Source organism: Trichloromonas sp. (assembly GCF_041583255.1).
Taxonomy (GTDB): domain Bacteria; phylum Desulfobacterota; class Desulfuromonadia; order Desulfuromonadales; family Trichloromonadaceae; genus Trichloromonas.
In genome coordinates this window covers 1-13,786 of the sequence record NZ_JBFHGD010000076.1, presented here as the reverse complement: position 1 = coordinate 13,786, position 13,786 = coordinate 1, and the positions used below count along the sequence as shown (strand labels likewise).

General features: G+C 61.9%; 13 protein-coding genes. 12 read left to right on the top strand and 1 reads right to left on the bottom strand.

What is annotated here, in order from left to right; genetic code table 11:
* Window positions 1-438: DNA ligase LigA-related protein (locus tag ABYV89_RS08015; RefSeq protein WP_432822425.1), on the bottom strand; the 438-nt coding region annotated here is incomplete at its 3' end.
* 146 nt (window positions 439-584) lie between these two features.
* Here ABYV89_RS08015 and ABYV89_RS08010 point away from each other — a divergent pair.
* The 12 genes from ABYV89_RS08010 to ABYV89_RS07955 all read left to right on the top strand — a co-directional run.
* The gene (locus ABYV89_RS08010; protein ID WP_432822424.1) at window positions 585-1,883 is read left to right on the top strand and encodes an HlyC/CorC family transporter; all 1,299 of its coding nucleotides are present in this window, start codon (window positions 585-587) and stop codon (window positions 1,881-1,883) included.
* A 147-nt stretch (window positions 1,884-2,030) separates the two neighbouring features.
* Window positions 2,031-2,510, top strand: a complete 480-nt coding sequence (gene mraZ / locus ABYV89_RS08005) for a division/cell wall cluster transcriptional repressor MraZ (RefSeq protein ID WP_432822423.1) — start codon at window positions 2,031-2,033, stop codon at window positions 2,508-2,510.
* Window positions 2,511-2,521: 11 nt separating this feature from the next.
* On the top strand, window positions 2,522-3,463 hold the full coding sequence (gene rsmH, locus ABYV89_RS08000) for a 16S rRNA (cytosine(1402)-N(4))-methyltransferase RsmH (protein ID WP_432822427.1): 942 nt from the start codon (window positions 2,522-2,524) through the stop codon (window positions 3,461-3,463).
* Window positions 3,464-3,496: 33 nt separating this feature from the next.
* Complete coding sequence (gene ftsL, locus ABYV89_RS07995; RefSeq protein WP_432822422.1) at window positions 3,497-3,814, top strand: cell division protein FtsL; 318 nt, start codon at window positions 3,497-3,499, stop codon at window positions 3,812-3,814.
* Window positions 3,814-5,775 (top strand): penicillin-binding protein, encoded by a 1,962-nt coding sequence (locus ABYV89_RS07990; RefSeq protein WP_432822421.1) that lies wholly within the window; start codon window positions 3,814-3,816, stop codon window positions 5,773-5,775. The genes ftsL and ABYV89_RS07990 overlap by 1 nt, the downstream gene beginning before the upstream one ends.
* 35 nt (window positions 5,776-5,810) lie before the next feature.
* Window positions 5,811-7,328 carry a UDP-N-acetylmuramoyl-L-alanyl-D-glutamate--2,6-diaminopimelate ligase gene (locus tag ABYV89_RS07985; protein ID WP_432822426.1) on the top strand — a complete coding sequence of 506 codons (1,518 nt, stop codon included), beginning with the start codon at window positions 5,811-5,813 and terminating at the stop codon, window positions 7,326-7,328.
* A complete protein-coding gene (locus tag ABYV89_RS07980) occupies window positions 7,318-8,712 on the top strand; it encodes a UDP-N-acetylmuramoyl-tripeptide--D-alanyl-D-alanine ligase (protein ID WP_432822420.1) in 1,395 nt (464 codons plus the stop codon). The genes ABYV89_RS07985 and ABYV89_RS07980 overlap by 11 nt, the downstream gene beginning before the upstream one ends.
* 9 nt (window positions 8,713-8,721) lie before the next feature.
* Window positions 8,722-9,798, top strand: a complete 1,077-nt coding sequence (gene mraY, locus ABYV89_RS07975; RefSeq protein ID WP_432822419.1) for a phospho-N-acetylmuramoyl-pentapeptide-transferase — start codon at window positions 8,722-8,724, stop codon at window positions 9,796-9,798.
* Window position 9,799: 1 nt separating this feature from the next.
* Window positions 9,800-11,161, top strand: coding sequence for a UDP-N-acetylmuramoyl-L-alanine--D-glutamate ligase (gene murD / locus ABYV89_RS07970; protein WP_432822418.1), 1,362 nt, complete (start codon window positions 9,800-9,802; stop codon window positions 11,159-11,161).
* 2 nt (window positions 11,162-11,163) lie between these two features.
* Window positions 11,164-12,270, top strand: coding sequence for a putative lipid II flippase FtsW (gene ftsW, locus ABYV89_RS07965; protein ID WP_432822417.1), 1,107 nt, complete (start codon window positions 11,164-11,166; stop codon window positions 12,268-12,270).
* The gene (gene murG, locus ABYV89_RS07960; RefSeq protein WP_432822416.1) at window positions 12,267-13,382 is read left to right on the top strand and encodes an undecaprenyldiphospho-muramoylpentapeptide beta-N-acetylglucosaminyltransferase; all 1,116 of its coding nucleotides are present in this window, start codon (window positions 12,267-12,269) and stop codon (window positions 13,380-13,382) included. The genes ftsW and murG overlap by 4 nt, the downstream gene beginning before the upstream one ends.
* 3 nt (window positions 13,383-13,385) lie before the next feature.
* On the top strand, window positions 13,386-13,786 hold a 401-nt coding region (locus ABYV89_RS07955; RefSeq protein WP_432822415.1), incomplete at its 3' end, for a Mur ligase domain-containing protein.

The window sequence follows — 13,786 nt, the reverse complement described above, 5'->3', positions numbered from 1 at the left end:
GTCTCCGCGGGTGCTGGCGACGGTCAGCACGCCGTGCTCGTAGGTCAGCTCAACCGCCACCCCGTCAAGCTTCATTTCGCAGACGTAGTCGAGCGCCTCTTCCCGCGCCAGGATGTTTTTGCGGATGCTGGTGTCGAATTCGAGAAACTCCGCTTCGCTCTTGACGTTCTTGAGGGAAAGCATGGGGACGGCATGGGCGACGGGAGAGAACTTTTCGGCCGGTGCGGCGCCAATTTGCTGCGACGGGGAATCGGGTGTGACCAGCTCCGGCCAGGCCCTTTCCAGTTCGAGCAGTTCGCGGAACAGGCGGTCGTATTCGGCATCGGAGATTTCCGGGCGATCGAGAATGTGGTACAGGCGGTTGTGGCGGTGCAGTTCGGCGCTCAGGCGGGCGTGGCGCGTGACTGCTTCGGTTCGGTCGCTCTGGTGGGTTGGCAAACGGTCCTCCTGGCCTGTCCCGGCCGGCTTGCGGTATTTTAGGCTGGAATTTTATAGCACAGCCCCGTCCATCGGTTCAAGTCGAGCATGATTTCGTCTGATTCATAGCGTTTTACGTTGAAAAAATTGAATTATGCCACACCTTCATGTACACTGCGCAGCAACTTTTTTCTGGAGCTTCCGGAGTGGATGAGCAACTGTTTCGCCTGATTATCCTGGGGGTATTATTCCTCCTCTCGGCCTTTTTTTCCGGGTCGGAAACTGCCTTGATGGCGATCGATCGACTGCGGGTCAAGTACCTGGTGCAGAAGAAGCGGCGTGGGGCCCTGCTCCTCGAAGCGCTGCTGGAACATCCCGACCGGCTGCTGGGCGCCATCCTGATCGGCAACAACCTGGTCAACATCGCCATTTCGGTGCTGGCGACCGGCCTGTTCGTGCATCGCTACGGCGAGCGAGGAGAGCTGGTCACCATCCTGGTGCTGACCCCCTTTCTGTTGCTCTTTTCCGAAATAAGCCCCAAATCCTATGCGGCCAAGTACCCGGAAAAAATGTCGTTTATGGTTTTGCGTCCGATCCTCGCGGTGGTCTGGCTGCTGTCGCCGGTCATCTGGGTGGTTACCGGTTTTTCCCGCCTCATTACCCGGCTGCTGCCCGGTGAAAGTGGGGTCCGGCCGATCATTTCCGAAGATGAAATCCGCACCATGATCTCCGTTGGCGAGCAGACCGGGGTGGTGGCCAAGAACCAGCGGCGGATGCTGCATGGCGTCTTCGAGCTCTCGCAGACTCGGGCTCGTGATGTCATGATCCCCCGTACCGAGGTGGTCGGCATCGATGTCGGCTCTTCGTTTGCCGACGTGCTGCCGCTGGTACAGCAGTCGCGGCATTCGCGGTTCCCGGTTTACCAGGGGAGCCTGGACAATATCATCGGCATCATCCATTCGAAAGACATTCTCGCCTCGATCGACCAGCCGGAAGCCTTTTCACTCGAACAGGCGGTCCGCCCCCCCTATTTCGTCCCCGAGTCGAAGCGCATCGAGACCCTGTTGCAGTCCTTCCGCAAGCGGCGCATCCACCTGGCCGTAGTGGTTGATGAATATGGCGGCGTCGAGGGGATCGTTACCCTGGAAGACATCGTCGAGGAAATCGTCGGTGAAATCCAGGATGAATACGATGACGACGATGTGCTGCTGCGCGAGTTGGAGCCGGGGCGTTACCTGGTCGATGGCAGCACTTCGCTGCGGGCCATCAATCGCCGCTTCGGCCTCAACCTGTCGGAAGAGCACGTCAATACCCTGGCCGGCTTCATGCTCCGGCTGCTGGGGGCGATTCCGCAGGAGGGGGACCGTTGTCAGTCGAACGGAGCCATCTTCACCGCGCTTAAGGTTGTCGATCGCCGGGTCGAAGAAATCGAGATGATTCTCCCGCCTGTCCACCCCCATTTATAATGCTCTCCTTTGAAATGTCTAATCCGCACTTCTGGGCCCCCTGACGGGGGCTTTTTTCGTGTCCCCCGGCAATCCTAAGCCCTTAGAAAACAGATAAATTTTCTTGACAACTCAGGGGGGGGTGGATATAGTCCCAAAAAGTGGGAAATGGTGTCAACCTGGGCCAAGAAGGGGTCGGATGTGATCTTCCAGGGCGAATTTAACAACTCGATCGACCTTAAGGGGCGTGCCAGTATCCCGGCTAAGTTTCGGGAAATATTGGCAGATTCCCATGGTGACGAGCACCTGGTGGTGACCAAGAATTCCGAGGGGGGGCTGTCGGCTTACCCGCCCTCGAGGTGGCGGAAGATTGTTGCGCAGATCCAGGAGACGCCGGCCAGTCAGGAGAAAAACGCGATCATCCGCCTGATTGTGGCCCCGGCCGTAGATTGCGCATTCGACAAGCAGGGGCGTGTCCTGATTCCCCCGTCGCTGCGGTCGCATGCCGGCCTTGAAAAAGAGATCGTGGTGGTGGGCATGTTTGAAAAGATCGATGTCTACAGCCAGTTGAAATACGCTGAAGTGACCCGCAGATCCGAAGAGCTGCTCCAGGGCAACCCCGGCTTCATTGCCAGTGTGGGTCTCTAGCCTTGTCTGAAATCGATTTCGAGCATCGCTCGGTGATGCCCGACGAAGTGCTGGAGATGCTCCAGCCGAAGCCGGGCGGCACCTATCTCGACGGGACCCTCGGTGGTGCCGGTCATGCCCGGCTGGTTCTTGAACGTTCAAACCCGGATGGCCGATTGATCGGCCTCGATCGTGACCCGGGGGCTCTGCGCAAGGCGGCCGAAGTGCTGGCTCCTTTTGGCGACCGGGTGGTGCTGCGGCACCGGAATTTTTCCGAAGCGGCCGAGGTGCTGGCCGAGCTGGGTATCGACGGCCTGGACGGGATGCTGCTCGATCTCGGGGTTTCGTCCCACCAGCTGGATACCGTTGAACGGGGCTTTTCCTTCCGCAACGATGCGCCGCTGGACATGCGGATGGACCCGACCACGGGGACAACCGTCGCCGAGGCCCTGGCCGAACTGGAGGCCGAGGAACTGGCCAGGATTTTTCGCGAATACGGCGAAGAGCGCTGGGCCGGCCGGATTGCCAGAAGAATTGTCAAGCTCCGCCAGGAAACGCCGATACGCTCCACCCTGCAGCTTGCCGAATTGGTGCGCGACACCGTTCCGGGGGGGCATGTTCCTGGCAGGATTCACCCGGCAACCCGGGTTTTTCAAGCCCTCAGGATTTACGTCAACCAGGAGCTCGAGCACGTCGCCGAAGGGGTTCGCGCCGCCATCGGGCTCTTGAAACCGGAAGGGCGCCTGGTGGTGATCAGCTTCCAGTCCCTCGAGGATCGGATCGTCAAGCGGATCTTCCAGGATGAGGCCAGGACCTGCACCTGCCCCCCCCGGCTTCCGGTCTGTGTCTGCAAGACGCGCCCCCGGGTAGAGGTGCTGAGCCGCAAGGCACTGCGGGCGTCAGAGTTCGAGATTACGGAAAACCCCCGTTCACGGAGTGCGGTTCTGCGGGCTGTCAGGCGTCTGCCGGGGTAGTTGCTTCTTTTCGATTGTTTCAAGGAGGGTGTAGTGTTGGATGCCACGGTAAGATCTCTGCCCAAAATCAACGGATTTCCCCTGGTGCGGCCGCGACTGCTTCCCCTGTTTGCCTATCTTGCCGTCCTGCTGGTCGTTTCCCTCTTTTTTGTCTGGTCGAGAATCACGGTGGTCAATCTGGAATACGATATTTCCAGCCTGGGCAACCGGCTGCGCGAAGTGGAACAGGAAAACCAGAAGCTGCGCCTTGAGTCCGCACATCTGCGGAGCCCGGTGCGTATCGAGCGGGTGGCCCGCACCGAACTTGGTCTGCGCATGCCGACCCTTGCGCAGGTGATTATTATCGACTGATGGATAAGCTGGAGAAGTGGGTACGCATCCGCATACGTCTGGTCGGCTTCTGTTTTCTGGTGGCCTTCAGTTTTATTGTTGTGCGGGCTTTTCAGCTTCAGGTTCTTGGTCAGGAGGAATGGCGAAAACGGGCTGACCGGCAGCATCAGAAAGTGATCTCCCTGACTCCCAAGCGGGGCACCATCTACGACCAGAGCGGAGAGGAGCTTGCGTTGAGCGTTGAAGTCGATTCCATCTACGTCGAACCGCAGAAGGTTACCGACCCTGATCGCGTCGCCAACGTGCTGGCCAGTGCCCTCTCTTTGTCCAAATCTTCAATTCAAGCGAAAATCAAATCGAACAAGAATTTCCTTTGGCTCAAGCGCCAGATCACCGAGCGCGAAGGGCAAAAAATCCGGTCCGAGGAGCTTGATGGCATCGGGTTCATCAAGGAGCATCAGCGGTTTTATCCCAATTCGGAAATCGGTGCCCATGTCATCGGCTTCACCGGGATCGATCCCAAGGGACTGGAGGGGCTGGAACTCGGGTACGATTCGGTGATTCTTGGTCAGGGCGGCTACCTGGTGGTCGAGCGGGATGCCCTCGGTCGCGGCATGGGGAGTGGCGACAAGGTCGTCGAGGGGGAACAGGGCGGGGCCGACCTGTTCCTGACCCTGGACAAGAACATCCAGTATGTCGCCGAAAAGGAACTGGCCGAAGGGGTGGCCAAGGTGGGGGCCAAGGGCGGCAGCGTGGTGGTCATCGACCCGCGCACCGGACGGATTCTCGCCATGGCCAACCAGCCTGTCTACAACCCCAATGCCATCGGCAGCTATCGGCCGGCCCAGTGGCGCAATCGCGCGATTTGCGATACTTACGAGCCGGGATCGACGATGAAGATTTTTCTCATGGCCGCGGCTCTCAACGAGGGGCTGGTGAAGCCGGAAAGCATCATCGACTGCGAGAAGGGGTCGTTTGCCGTGGGCGGCAGGGTCATACATGACCATCACGCCTACGGCAAGATAACCGCAGCGGAAGTCATCAAGGTCAGCTCCAACATCGGCTCGGCAAAACTCGGCAAGGCCCTCGAACGCAATCGACTCTACCGCTACCTGACCGATTTTGGCTTCGGTTCCGCAACCGGGATCGACCTGCCGGGCGAATCAACGGGCCTGCTCCGTGAGCCATCGGCCTGGTTCGAGATCGACTTGGCTGCCATCTCCTTCGGCCAGGGGGTGACGGTCTCCCCGCTGCAGCTGGCGCGGGCCACCGCCGCAATCGCCAACGACGGTACTCTGATGTCGATGCCGATTGTCGAGAAAATCGTCAATGATCGCGGTGAAGTCGTCGAGCACCGCAAACCGGAGGTGGTCAGGCAGGTTGTTTCTGCCGAGGTGGCGCAGCAGGTGCGGGACATGATGGCGCTGGCCGTTGGGGACGGTGGGACCGGAACCCTGGCGGCGGTTCCCGGCTTCGTGGTGGCGGGCAAAACCGGCACCGCGCAGAAGGTCGATCCGGTCACCGGCGGTTACTCGGTCGACAAGCGGGTGGCATCGTTTGTCGGCATGGTTCCCGCAGAGGCTCCGCAGCTGGTGGTGCTGGTTGTTGTTGACGAACCGGCCAAACATGTCTACGGCGGGTTGGTGGCGGCCCCGGTCTTTTCGAAGATCGCCACCCAGGCCCTGCGCTACCTGAAGGTTTCGCCGACCGTGCCCGGCATGGTCGATCCGCTGCCGCCGATGCCCGCTGAAGAGGCGTTGGCCCAACCGGTGCAGGCGGTCATCGATCCGGTTGAAGCGGGGGGGATGGTCATGCCGGACTGTATCGGCATGAGTTATCGTCAGGTACTGCAGGTCATGGCCAAAAACGGTTTGAACATCAAGCTGCGCGGGTCTGGACGGGTGGTGGAGCAGTCGCCCATGCCAGGCCGGGCGGTCCGATATACAAACGAAGTATGGGTCAGGTTGGCGCCGCCAACTTGAAAAGGATAGTGTCTGCTCGGGGAAACGGCAAAATGATGAAGCTAGCGGAGTTGATTCACGATCTCCCGGGGTGCCGGCTGCTTGGTTCCGGGGACGGCGAAATTGCAGGGCTTTATTACGACTCGCGTAACGTCGAGGCGGATGGAGCCTTTTTCGCTTTGCGGGGCGCGACGGTCGATGGACATCGTTTTGTCGCCGATGCCCTGGCCCGTGGTGCCCGTGCGATATTTACCGAGCAGGAGATGGAGCTGCCGGCCGGGGTTTCCGGGGTGCTCGTTGACAACGCCCGGCTGGCCATGGCCCGGGTCGCGGCCCGATTTGCCGGAGAGCCGACGGCGGAGATTCCGGTGGTCGGGGTGACCGGAACCAATGGAAAGACGACCGTCACCTACCTGGTCGAGGCGATCCTGCGGTCTGCAGGGCTCCTGCCGGCGGTCATGGGGACGATCAACTACCGTTTCAGCGACCGCCTGCTGCCGTCGCTGCACACCACCCCCGAGTCGGTGGATCTGCTGCAGACCGTGGCCGGGTTTCGCAGGGAAGGGGCCGATGCGCTGGTCATGGAGGTGTCGTCCCATGCCCTTGACCAGTTTCGGGTCGACGGCGTGAATTTCGATGTCGGCGTTTTCACCAACCTGACTCCCGAACACCTCGATTATCACGGCACCATGGAGGACTACTTTGCCAGCAAGTCGCGATTCTTTGCCGATCTGCTGACCGGCGGCAAGGGGGGGGTAATCAATGTCGATGACAGCTATGGCCGTCAGCTGGCAAAACGGTTTCCCTCCGCCATGACCTGCGGCACCAGCGAGCGGGCCGACCTTTTCCCCCGCCAGGTTCGACTGTCGCTTAATGGCATTGAGGCCGAACTGGAAACGCCGGCCGGAACGATCAGCGTGCGATCCCGGCTGATCGGGCATTTCAACCTGCAGAATCTGCTCTGCGCTGTTGGTGCCGGCGTCGCCCTGGGCTTGCCGCTGTCGGCTATTGCCGACGGCCTTGAGCGGGCGCCGCAGGTGCCGGGGCGGCTTGAGCGGATTGAGAACGACCGTAAGGCGCTGATTCTGGTCGACTATGCCCACACCGGCGATGCCCTCGAAAAGGTTCTGCAGGCTGTCGGCGAACTGTCGCCGGCCCGCCTGCTGACGGTGTTCGGCTGCGGCGGCGACCGCGACCGACGCAAGCGGCCGGTCATGGGCGAGGTCGCTGCTCGCTACTCAACCCTGGCGGTACTGACCTCCGATAACCCGAGGACCGAAGACCCGTTGGCTATTCTCGACGAAGTGCGGGGCGGCTGTCTACAGGTGCACGACCGGGAGTGGTCGGTCGAGGAAGCGCAGAAGCTTGCCGGGCGCGGCTTTGTGACCATTGCCGACCGGGCTGCGGCGATCGCTTTTGCGGTGTCGCTGCTTGGCGAAAACGACCTGCTGCTGGTGGCCGGCAAGGGCCATGAAGATTACCAGATTCTGGGAACCCGGCGGATTCATTTTGACGACCGAGAAGAAGTCCGGCGCGCATTGGGCCGGCTGGAGGCATCCATAAATGAACCTTGACATACAGACTATTGCTCAAATAACCGGCGGACGGCTCATTCCCGCCGGGACGACCATGAGTGTGACCGGGATCTCGACCGATAGCCGGACCCTCAAGGAGGGAGAATTGTTTGTCCCGCTGCGCGGCCCGAATTTCGACGGCCATGATTTTCTGCTCAGGGCGCTGCGCAACGGGGCGGCCGCCTGCCTGAGTGAAGAGGTGGTCGGCGCCTTCCCGGTGCCGCTGATCCAGGTGCCGGATACCCTGGTGGCGCTCGGCGACCTGGCTGCCGCCCGCCGGCGTGAGTTTTCCGGCCCGGTGATCGGGTTGACCGGATCGACCGGCAAAACGACCACCAAGGAGATGGTGTCCAATATCCTCGCCCTGACCGGGCCGGGCCTGAAAACCGAAGGTAACTTCAACAACCTGGTGGGGTTACCGCTGACCCTGTTTCGGCTGCAGGACGATCACCAGTGGGTGGTTCTCGAAATGGGGATGAGCGCCCGAGGCGAAATCGCCCGGCTGACCGAAATCGCCGAGCCGTTCATCGGCATCGTCACCAACGTCGGCCCCGCCCATCTCGAAACCCTGCAGAATATCGAGGGGGTGCTGCGGGCCAAGGGTGAACTGTTCGCCGCGATGAAACCCGGCAGCATCGCCGTGGTCAATGCCGACGACGAACGAGTGGCTGGGCTGCCGGTGGCCAACGGGGTGCGACGCATCTGTTTCGGGCTGAGCAGCGAGGCCCAGGTCCGGGCCGAAAACATCTCCGCCACCGGCAATAGCATCGCATTTGACCTGCTGCTGCCCAGCGGCCGCTGGCCGGTGCGCATGCAGGTGGCCGGTCGTCACAACGTGCTCAACGCGCTGGCCGCGGCAGCGGCCGCTTCCGCCCTGGAGGTGGACGGTGAACTGATCGTGCGCGGCCTCGAGGCGTTCCGCCCGGCGCCGGGGCGCATGGAAGTGGTTTCAGTCAAGGATGATATCCTTATTCTCGAGGACAGCTACAATGCCAATCCGCTGTCGGTCAAGGCGGCCCTGGCCACCCTCGACGAATTGGGCGGCGAAGGCCGCCGGATAGCCGTACTTGGCGACATGCTGGAACTCGGCAAGACCTCGGCCGAACTGCATCGCGAGGTGGGGCAGGCTGCCGGGCGACGGGTCGACCTGCTGGTGCTGCTGGGGCAGATGGCCGAAGCGGTGGCGGCCGGCGCCCGCGAAGTCGGTTTGGCCGAGGAGCAGATCATTATTGCCGGTTCGCACGATGAGGCGGTCGCCAGCCTGCGCAGTCGCCTGCAGTGCGGTGACCGGGTGCTGGTCAAGGGGTCGCGTGGGATGAAGATGGAAAAAATCAGTGGTGCGCTGCGGTCTGACAACCCGTGTCTCGCCGCGGGCAACTGCTAGGAGCGGTCTATGCTGTATCATCTTCTCTATCCACTGCACAACGAGTTTTCGGTGCTGTATATTTTCCGGTACATTACCTTCCGGGCGATTTACGCGACCATTACGGCGCTGGTGATTTCGTTTATCCTCGGGCCCTGGTTGATCGACAAGCTGCAGCGTCTGCAGATCGGCCAGAGCATCCGCAAGGTCGGTCCCGAATCGCACTTCAAGAAGGAGGGGACGCCGACCATGGGCGGCACCCTGATCCTGCTGGCTATCGTGCTGCCGACCCTGCTCTGGGCCGACCTGACCACTGTCTATGTCTGGGTCACATTGCTGGTGACCGTCGGTTTCGGCGCCGTCGGTTTTGTCGATGATTACCGCAAGGTCAAGTACAAGAACAGCGACGGCCTCTCGGCCCGCAAGAAGATGTTCTGGCTGCTGCTGATCTCGTGCCTGGCGGGTGTGGCGCTCTACCTGTATCCGCCATTCCAGACCAACCTGGTCTTTCCGTTTTTCAAGGGGGTGCGGCCCGAGCTGGGGCTGCTGTACATCCCCTTCGCCATGCTGGTGGTGGTCGGTTCGGGCAACGCCGTGAACCTCACCGACGGCCTCGACGGCCTGGCCATCGGGCCGATGATCATCGCTTCGGGCACCTACCTGCTGTTCGCCTACCTGGCCGGTAACGCCCGGCTTTCCGAATACCTGCAGATCAGCAGCGTGCAGGGGGCGGGCGAACTGGCGGTGCTGTGCGGGGCGATGGTCGGTGCCGGGCTCGGTTTCTTGTGGTTCAATACCTACCCGGCCCAGGTCTTCATGGGGGATGTCGGCAGCCTGTCGCTGGGCGGCGCCCTCGGCATCATCGCGGTGATCACCAAGCAGGAAATCGTGCTGGTGATCGTCGGCGGCATTTTCGTGGTCGAGGCCCTGTCGGTTATCTTCCAGGTGACCTCGTTCCGGTTGTACGGCAAACGGATTTTTCGCATGGCGCCGATCCACCACCATTTCGAACTGAAGGGGTGGCCGGAGCCGAAGATCATCGTGAGATTCTGGATCATCAGTATCATTCTGGCCCTGGTGGCCCTGTCGACCCTGAAGTTGAGGTGATATGAGACGCGAGTACCGCGGAAAAAATGTTGTCGTGACAGGGGCAGGCCGAACCGGCCTGGCCCTGTGCGCGTATTTTTGCCATCGCGGTGCCGCGGTTACCCTCTCCGACAGCCGCAGCGCCGGCCAGATCGACGGCCTCGAGACGTTGACGGGGATGGGGGTCGCATTCGATCTGGGCGGTCACAGCGAGGAGCTCTTCAGCGCAGCCGACCTGGTGGCGCTCAGCCCGGGCGTGCCGTTGACGGTGCCGGCAGTGGCGGCCGCCCTTCGTGCCGGGGTGCCGGTGCTGGGCGAAATCGAGATCGCCTTCGACGAATTTGGAGCACCGCTGGTGGCGATCACCGGGACCAACGGCAAGTCGACTACCACCACGGTGATGGGGAATATCTTCCAGGCCTGGGGGAAACAGACCTTCGTCGGCGGCAACCTCGGGACCCCGCTGATCGAGGCGGTCGACGGCCGCCGCTGGGACTGGGGGGTTGCCGAACTATCGTCCTTTCAGCTTGAGGCGATCGCAGCCTTTCACCCGCGCTACGCTCTGCTGCTCAACCTGACCGAAGACCATCTTGACCGCTATCCCGACATGGCCAGCTACGTGGCGGCTAAAATGCGGATGTTCGAAAATATGGCGGCCGACGACATCGCCGTTTTGAATGCCGAAGACGCGCTGGTCATGCAGGCGACGGCCGCGATCCGGCCGCGGCGGGTGTTCTTTTCCTCGGCGCGAGTTGCCGACCAGGGGATGGGCTGCGACGGCAGCGACATCGTCTGGCGCTGGCAGGGCATTGAGCGGCGGTTCCCGGTGCGCGAACTGCGCCTGAAGGGGCTGCACAACATTGAAAACGTCATGGCGGCGATGATCCCGCCGTTGCTCGAAGGATGTCCGGCCGAGATCGTCTGGCAGACCGCCTGCGCCTTTGCCGGGCTCCCGCACCGGATGGTCGAGGTCCGGGTCCTGGACGGCGTCCCCTGGTACAACGACTCCAAGGGGACCAATGTCGGCAGCGTGTTGAAAAGCCTGGCCGGGCTTGCCGCACCGGTGACCCTGATTGCCGGCGGCAAGGACAAGGGGGGCGATTACGCTCCGCTGGCCACGCTGGTGCAGGAGAAGGTGGCGCACCTGGTGCTGATTGGCCAGGCTGCCGGGCGGATAGCTGAAGTTCTCGGGGATCTGACCCACACGGTACGGGCCGGTTCTCTGGATGAAGCAGTGCTGCTTGCCCGCAAGCTGACCCCGGCCGGCGGTTCGGTGCTGTTTTCCCCGGGCTGTTCCAGCTTCGACATGTTCAAAAACTACGAAGAACGCGGCGACCTGTTCGCCCGTGCCGTGCTGGAACTTTCGGACCGGGAGACGGTTTAGGTATGGAAGCGAGGCGAGGATTCGATACGACGATTCTGCTGCTGGCGGTGGTGCTCACCTGCTTCGGCGTCGTCATGGTCTATTCCTCATCCTCGATCATGGCTGAGAAGAGGTACGCCGACGGCTTCTTTTTTCTTAAACGCCAGGGGATTTATGCGGTTGCCGGGTTTCTGGTCATGGCGGTCGCCATGCGCTTCGATTATCTCCATCTGCGCAAGCTGGCGGTCCCCTTTCTGCTCTTCTGCGTACTGTTGCTGATCATGGTGCTGGTGCCCGGCATCGGCAACTCTGCCGGCGGAGCCTCCCGCTGGATCCGTCTCGGACCGGTGTCGGTACAGCCGGCCGAGCTGGCCAAGCTGGGCCTGGTCATCTACATGGCCCACTCGCTGGCGAAGAAAAAGGACCGGGTCAAAAGCCTGGCCAACGGCTTTATCCCCTACATGATCGTGCTGGCCCTGCTCCTGGCCCTGCTGCTGATGCAGCCTGACCTCGGCAGCGCCATGACCCTGGGCGGGGTCGCCATGGTCATGCTGTTGGTCGCCGGCACCCGGCTGACCTACCTGGTGTCGATCGCCATCGTCATCGCGCCGCTGCTTTATTACGCGGTCATGACGGTTGATTACCGGCGCCGGCGGATCATGGCTTTTCTCAACCCCTGGGAAGATCCAAGCAATACCGGCTTCCAGATCATCCAGAGCTGGATCGCCTTCGGCACCGGTGGCCTCGGCGGCAACGGCCTTGGCCAGGGGAAGCAGAAGCTGTTTTTCCTGCCCGAGGCGCATACCGATTTTATTTTCGCCGTGATCGGAGAAGAGTTGGGCTACGCCGGGGTCTTTGTGGTAGCCGCGATGTTCCTGATGCTGATTTTGCGCGGAATTCGCACGTCGTTGACAGCACCTGACGATTTCGGTCGGTTTCTCGCTTTCGGGCTGACCTTGCTGCTCGGGCTGGAGGCCTTTGTCAATATCGCCGTGGTCCTGGGAATGCTGCCGACCAAGGGTCTGGCCCTGCCGTTTCTTTCCTACGGGGGGACCAGCCTGCTGACGACGCTGCTGGCCGTTGGTATTTTATTGAATATTTCGAGCCGTGCTGTCGGGGAGGTCCGATGAAAATGCTGCTGGCCGGTGGCGGCACCGGCGGACATCTGTTTCCTGCCGTGGCCCTGGCGCAGCGGCTGCTGGAGCTCGAACCCGAGTCGGAAGTGCTGTTCGTCGGCACCCGCCGCGGAATCGAGGCGAGGGTTTTACCCGAGCTCGGGCTGCCGCTGAAAACCATCGACATCAGCGGCGTGGTTGGCAAAGCCCTGCTCGGCAAGCTGATCATGGGACCGCAGCTGATACGCAGCCTGGCTCAGTCATTGTCTATTCTGAACAGGTTCAAGCCGGATGTCGTTGTGGGCGTCGGCGGTTATGCCTCCGGGCCGGTGCTGCTGGCGGCCCGGCTGAAGGGGTACCCGACCCTGATTCACGAGCAGAATGCCGCCCCGGGGCTGACCAATCGACTGCTCGGCAGCTGGGTCGACCGGGTCTGTACCTCCTTTAACGAAATGGATTGCGGTTTCAGGCGCAGTCGCACGGTACTCACCGGCAATCCGCTGCGCAGCGGTATGGACGATTGCCCGCCGGTGCCGGACGGGGCCCCCCGCCTGCTGGTCTTCGGCGGCAGCCGCGGGGCCCGCGCCATCAATGATGCGGTGGTGGCCATGCTCCCTGCGCTGGCGCGCTTCAAGGGGCAGGTGACGATCCAGCACCAGACCGGGGCAGAGGATCTTGAACGAATCCGCGAGGGATACCGGGCGGCTGGTTGGGAGTCTGCAGAGGTGGTGCCCTTTATCGATGACATGGCCGGCGCCTACGCCCATAGCCACCTGGTGATCTGCCGGGCCGGGGCGACCACGCTGGCCGAACTGACGGCCTGCGGCCGGCCGGCGATCCTGATCCCCTATCCCTACGCCGCCGCCGATCATCAGAGCGCTAACGCCCAGGCCCTGGCCTCACGGGGAGCAGCGCTGATGCTGCCGCAGGTCGACCTTACGCCTGAACTGCTGGCACGGCTGGTCGGCGATCTGCTTGACGACCGTGAACGTCTGCTGGGGATGGCTGGGGCCGCCTGGGCCATGGGAAAGAAAGGGGCGGCCGACCGGATTTTGCGCGAGTGTCGCAGCATCGCCCGCTGTACCGGTGAATTGTCCCCCAATTTAAACACCAACGAAGAAATGTGACGCATGTACGGTAAAATTCGCACTATCCATTTTGTAGGCATTGGCGGCATCGGCATGAGCGGGATCGCCGAAGTGCTGCTCAATCTCGGTTACCAGGTCTCCGGCTCGGATCTCAAGGAGTCGGACATTACCCGCCGGCTTGCCGAACTCGGTGGCCGGATCGCTTTCGGTCATGCTCCTGAGAACCTGGAGGACGCCGACGTGGTGGTGACTTCGACCGCCGTGCGTACCGACAACCCCGAGGTGCTCGAAGCCCACCGTCGGTTGATCCCGGTGATTCCGCGAGCCGAAATGCTGGCCGAACTGATGCGCATGAAGTACGGCATCGCGGTGGCCGGCACCCACGGCAAGACCACGACCACCAGCATGGTCGCGACGGTGCTCTCCCATGGGGGCATCGATCC

Coding starts and splice junctions, on each gene's coding strand:
- ABYV89_RS08010 (WP_432822424.1), top strand. CDS start 585: ATGTACACTGCGCAGCAACTTTTTTCTGGAGCTTCCGGAGTGGATGAG.
- mraZ (WP_432822423.1), top strand. CDS start 2,031: ATGGTGTCAACCTGGGCCAAGAAGGGGTCGGATGTGATCTTCCAGGGC.
- ABYV89_RS07990 (WP_432822421.1), top strand. CDS start 3,814: ATGGATAAGCTGGAGAAGTGGGTACGCATCCGCATACGTCTGGTCGGC.
- ABYV89_RS07985 (WP_432822426.1), top strand. CDS start 5,811: ATGAAGCTAGCGGAGTTGATTCACGATCTCCCGGGGTGCCGGCTGCTT.
- ABYV89_RS07980 (WP_432822420.1), top strand. CDS start 7,318: ATGAACCTTGACATACAGACTATTGCTCAAATAACCGGCGGACGGCTC.
- mraY (WP_432822419.1), top strand. CDS start 8,722: ATGCTGTATCATCTTCTCTATCCACTGCACAACGAGTTTTCGGTGCTG.
- murD (WP_432822418.1), top strand. CDS start 9,800: ATGAGACGCGAGTACCGCGGAAAAAATGTTGTCGTGACAGGGGCAGGC.
- ftsW (WP_432822417.1), top strand. CDS start 11,164: ATGGAAGCGAGGCGAGGATTCGATACGACGATTCTGCTGCTGGCGGTG.
- murG (WP_432822416.1), top strand. CDS start 12,267: ATGAAAATGCTGCTGGCCGGTGGCGGCACCGGCGGACATCTGTTTCCT.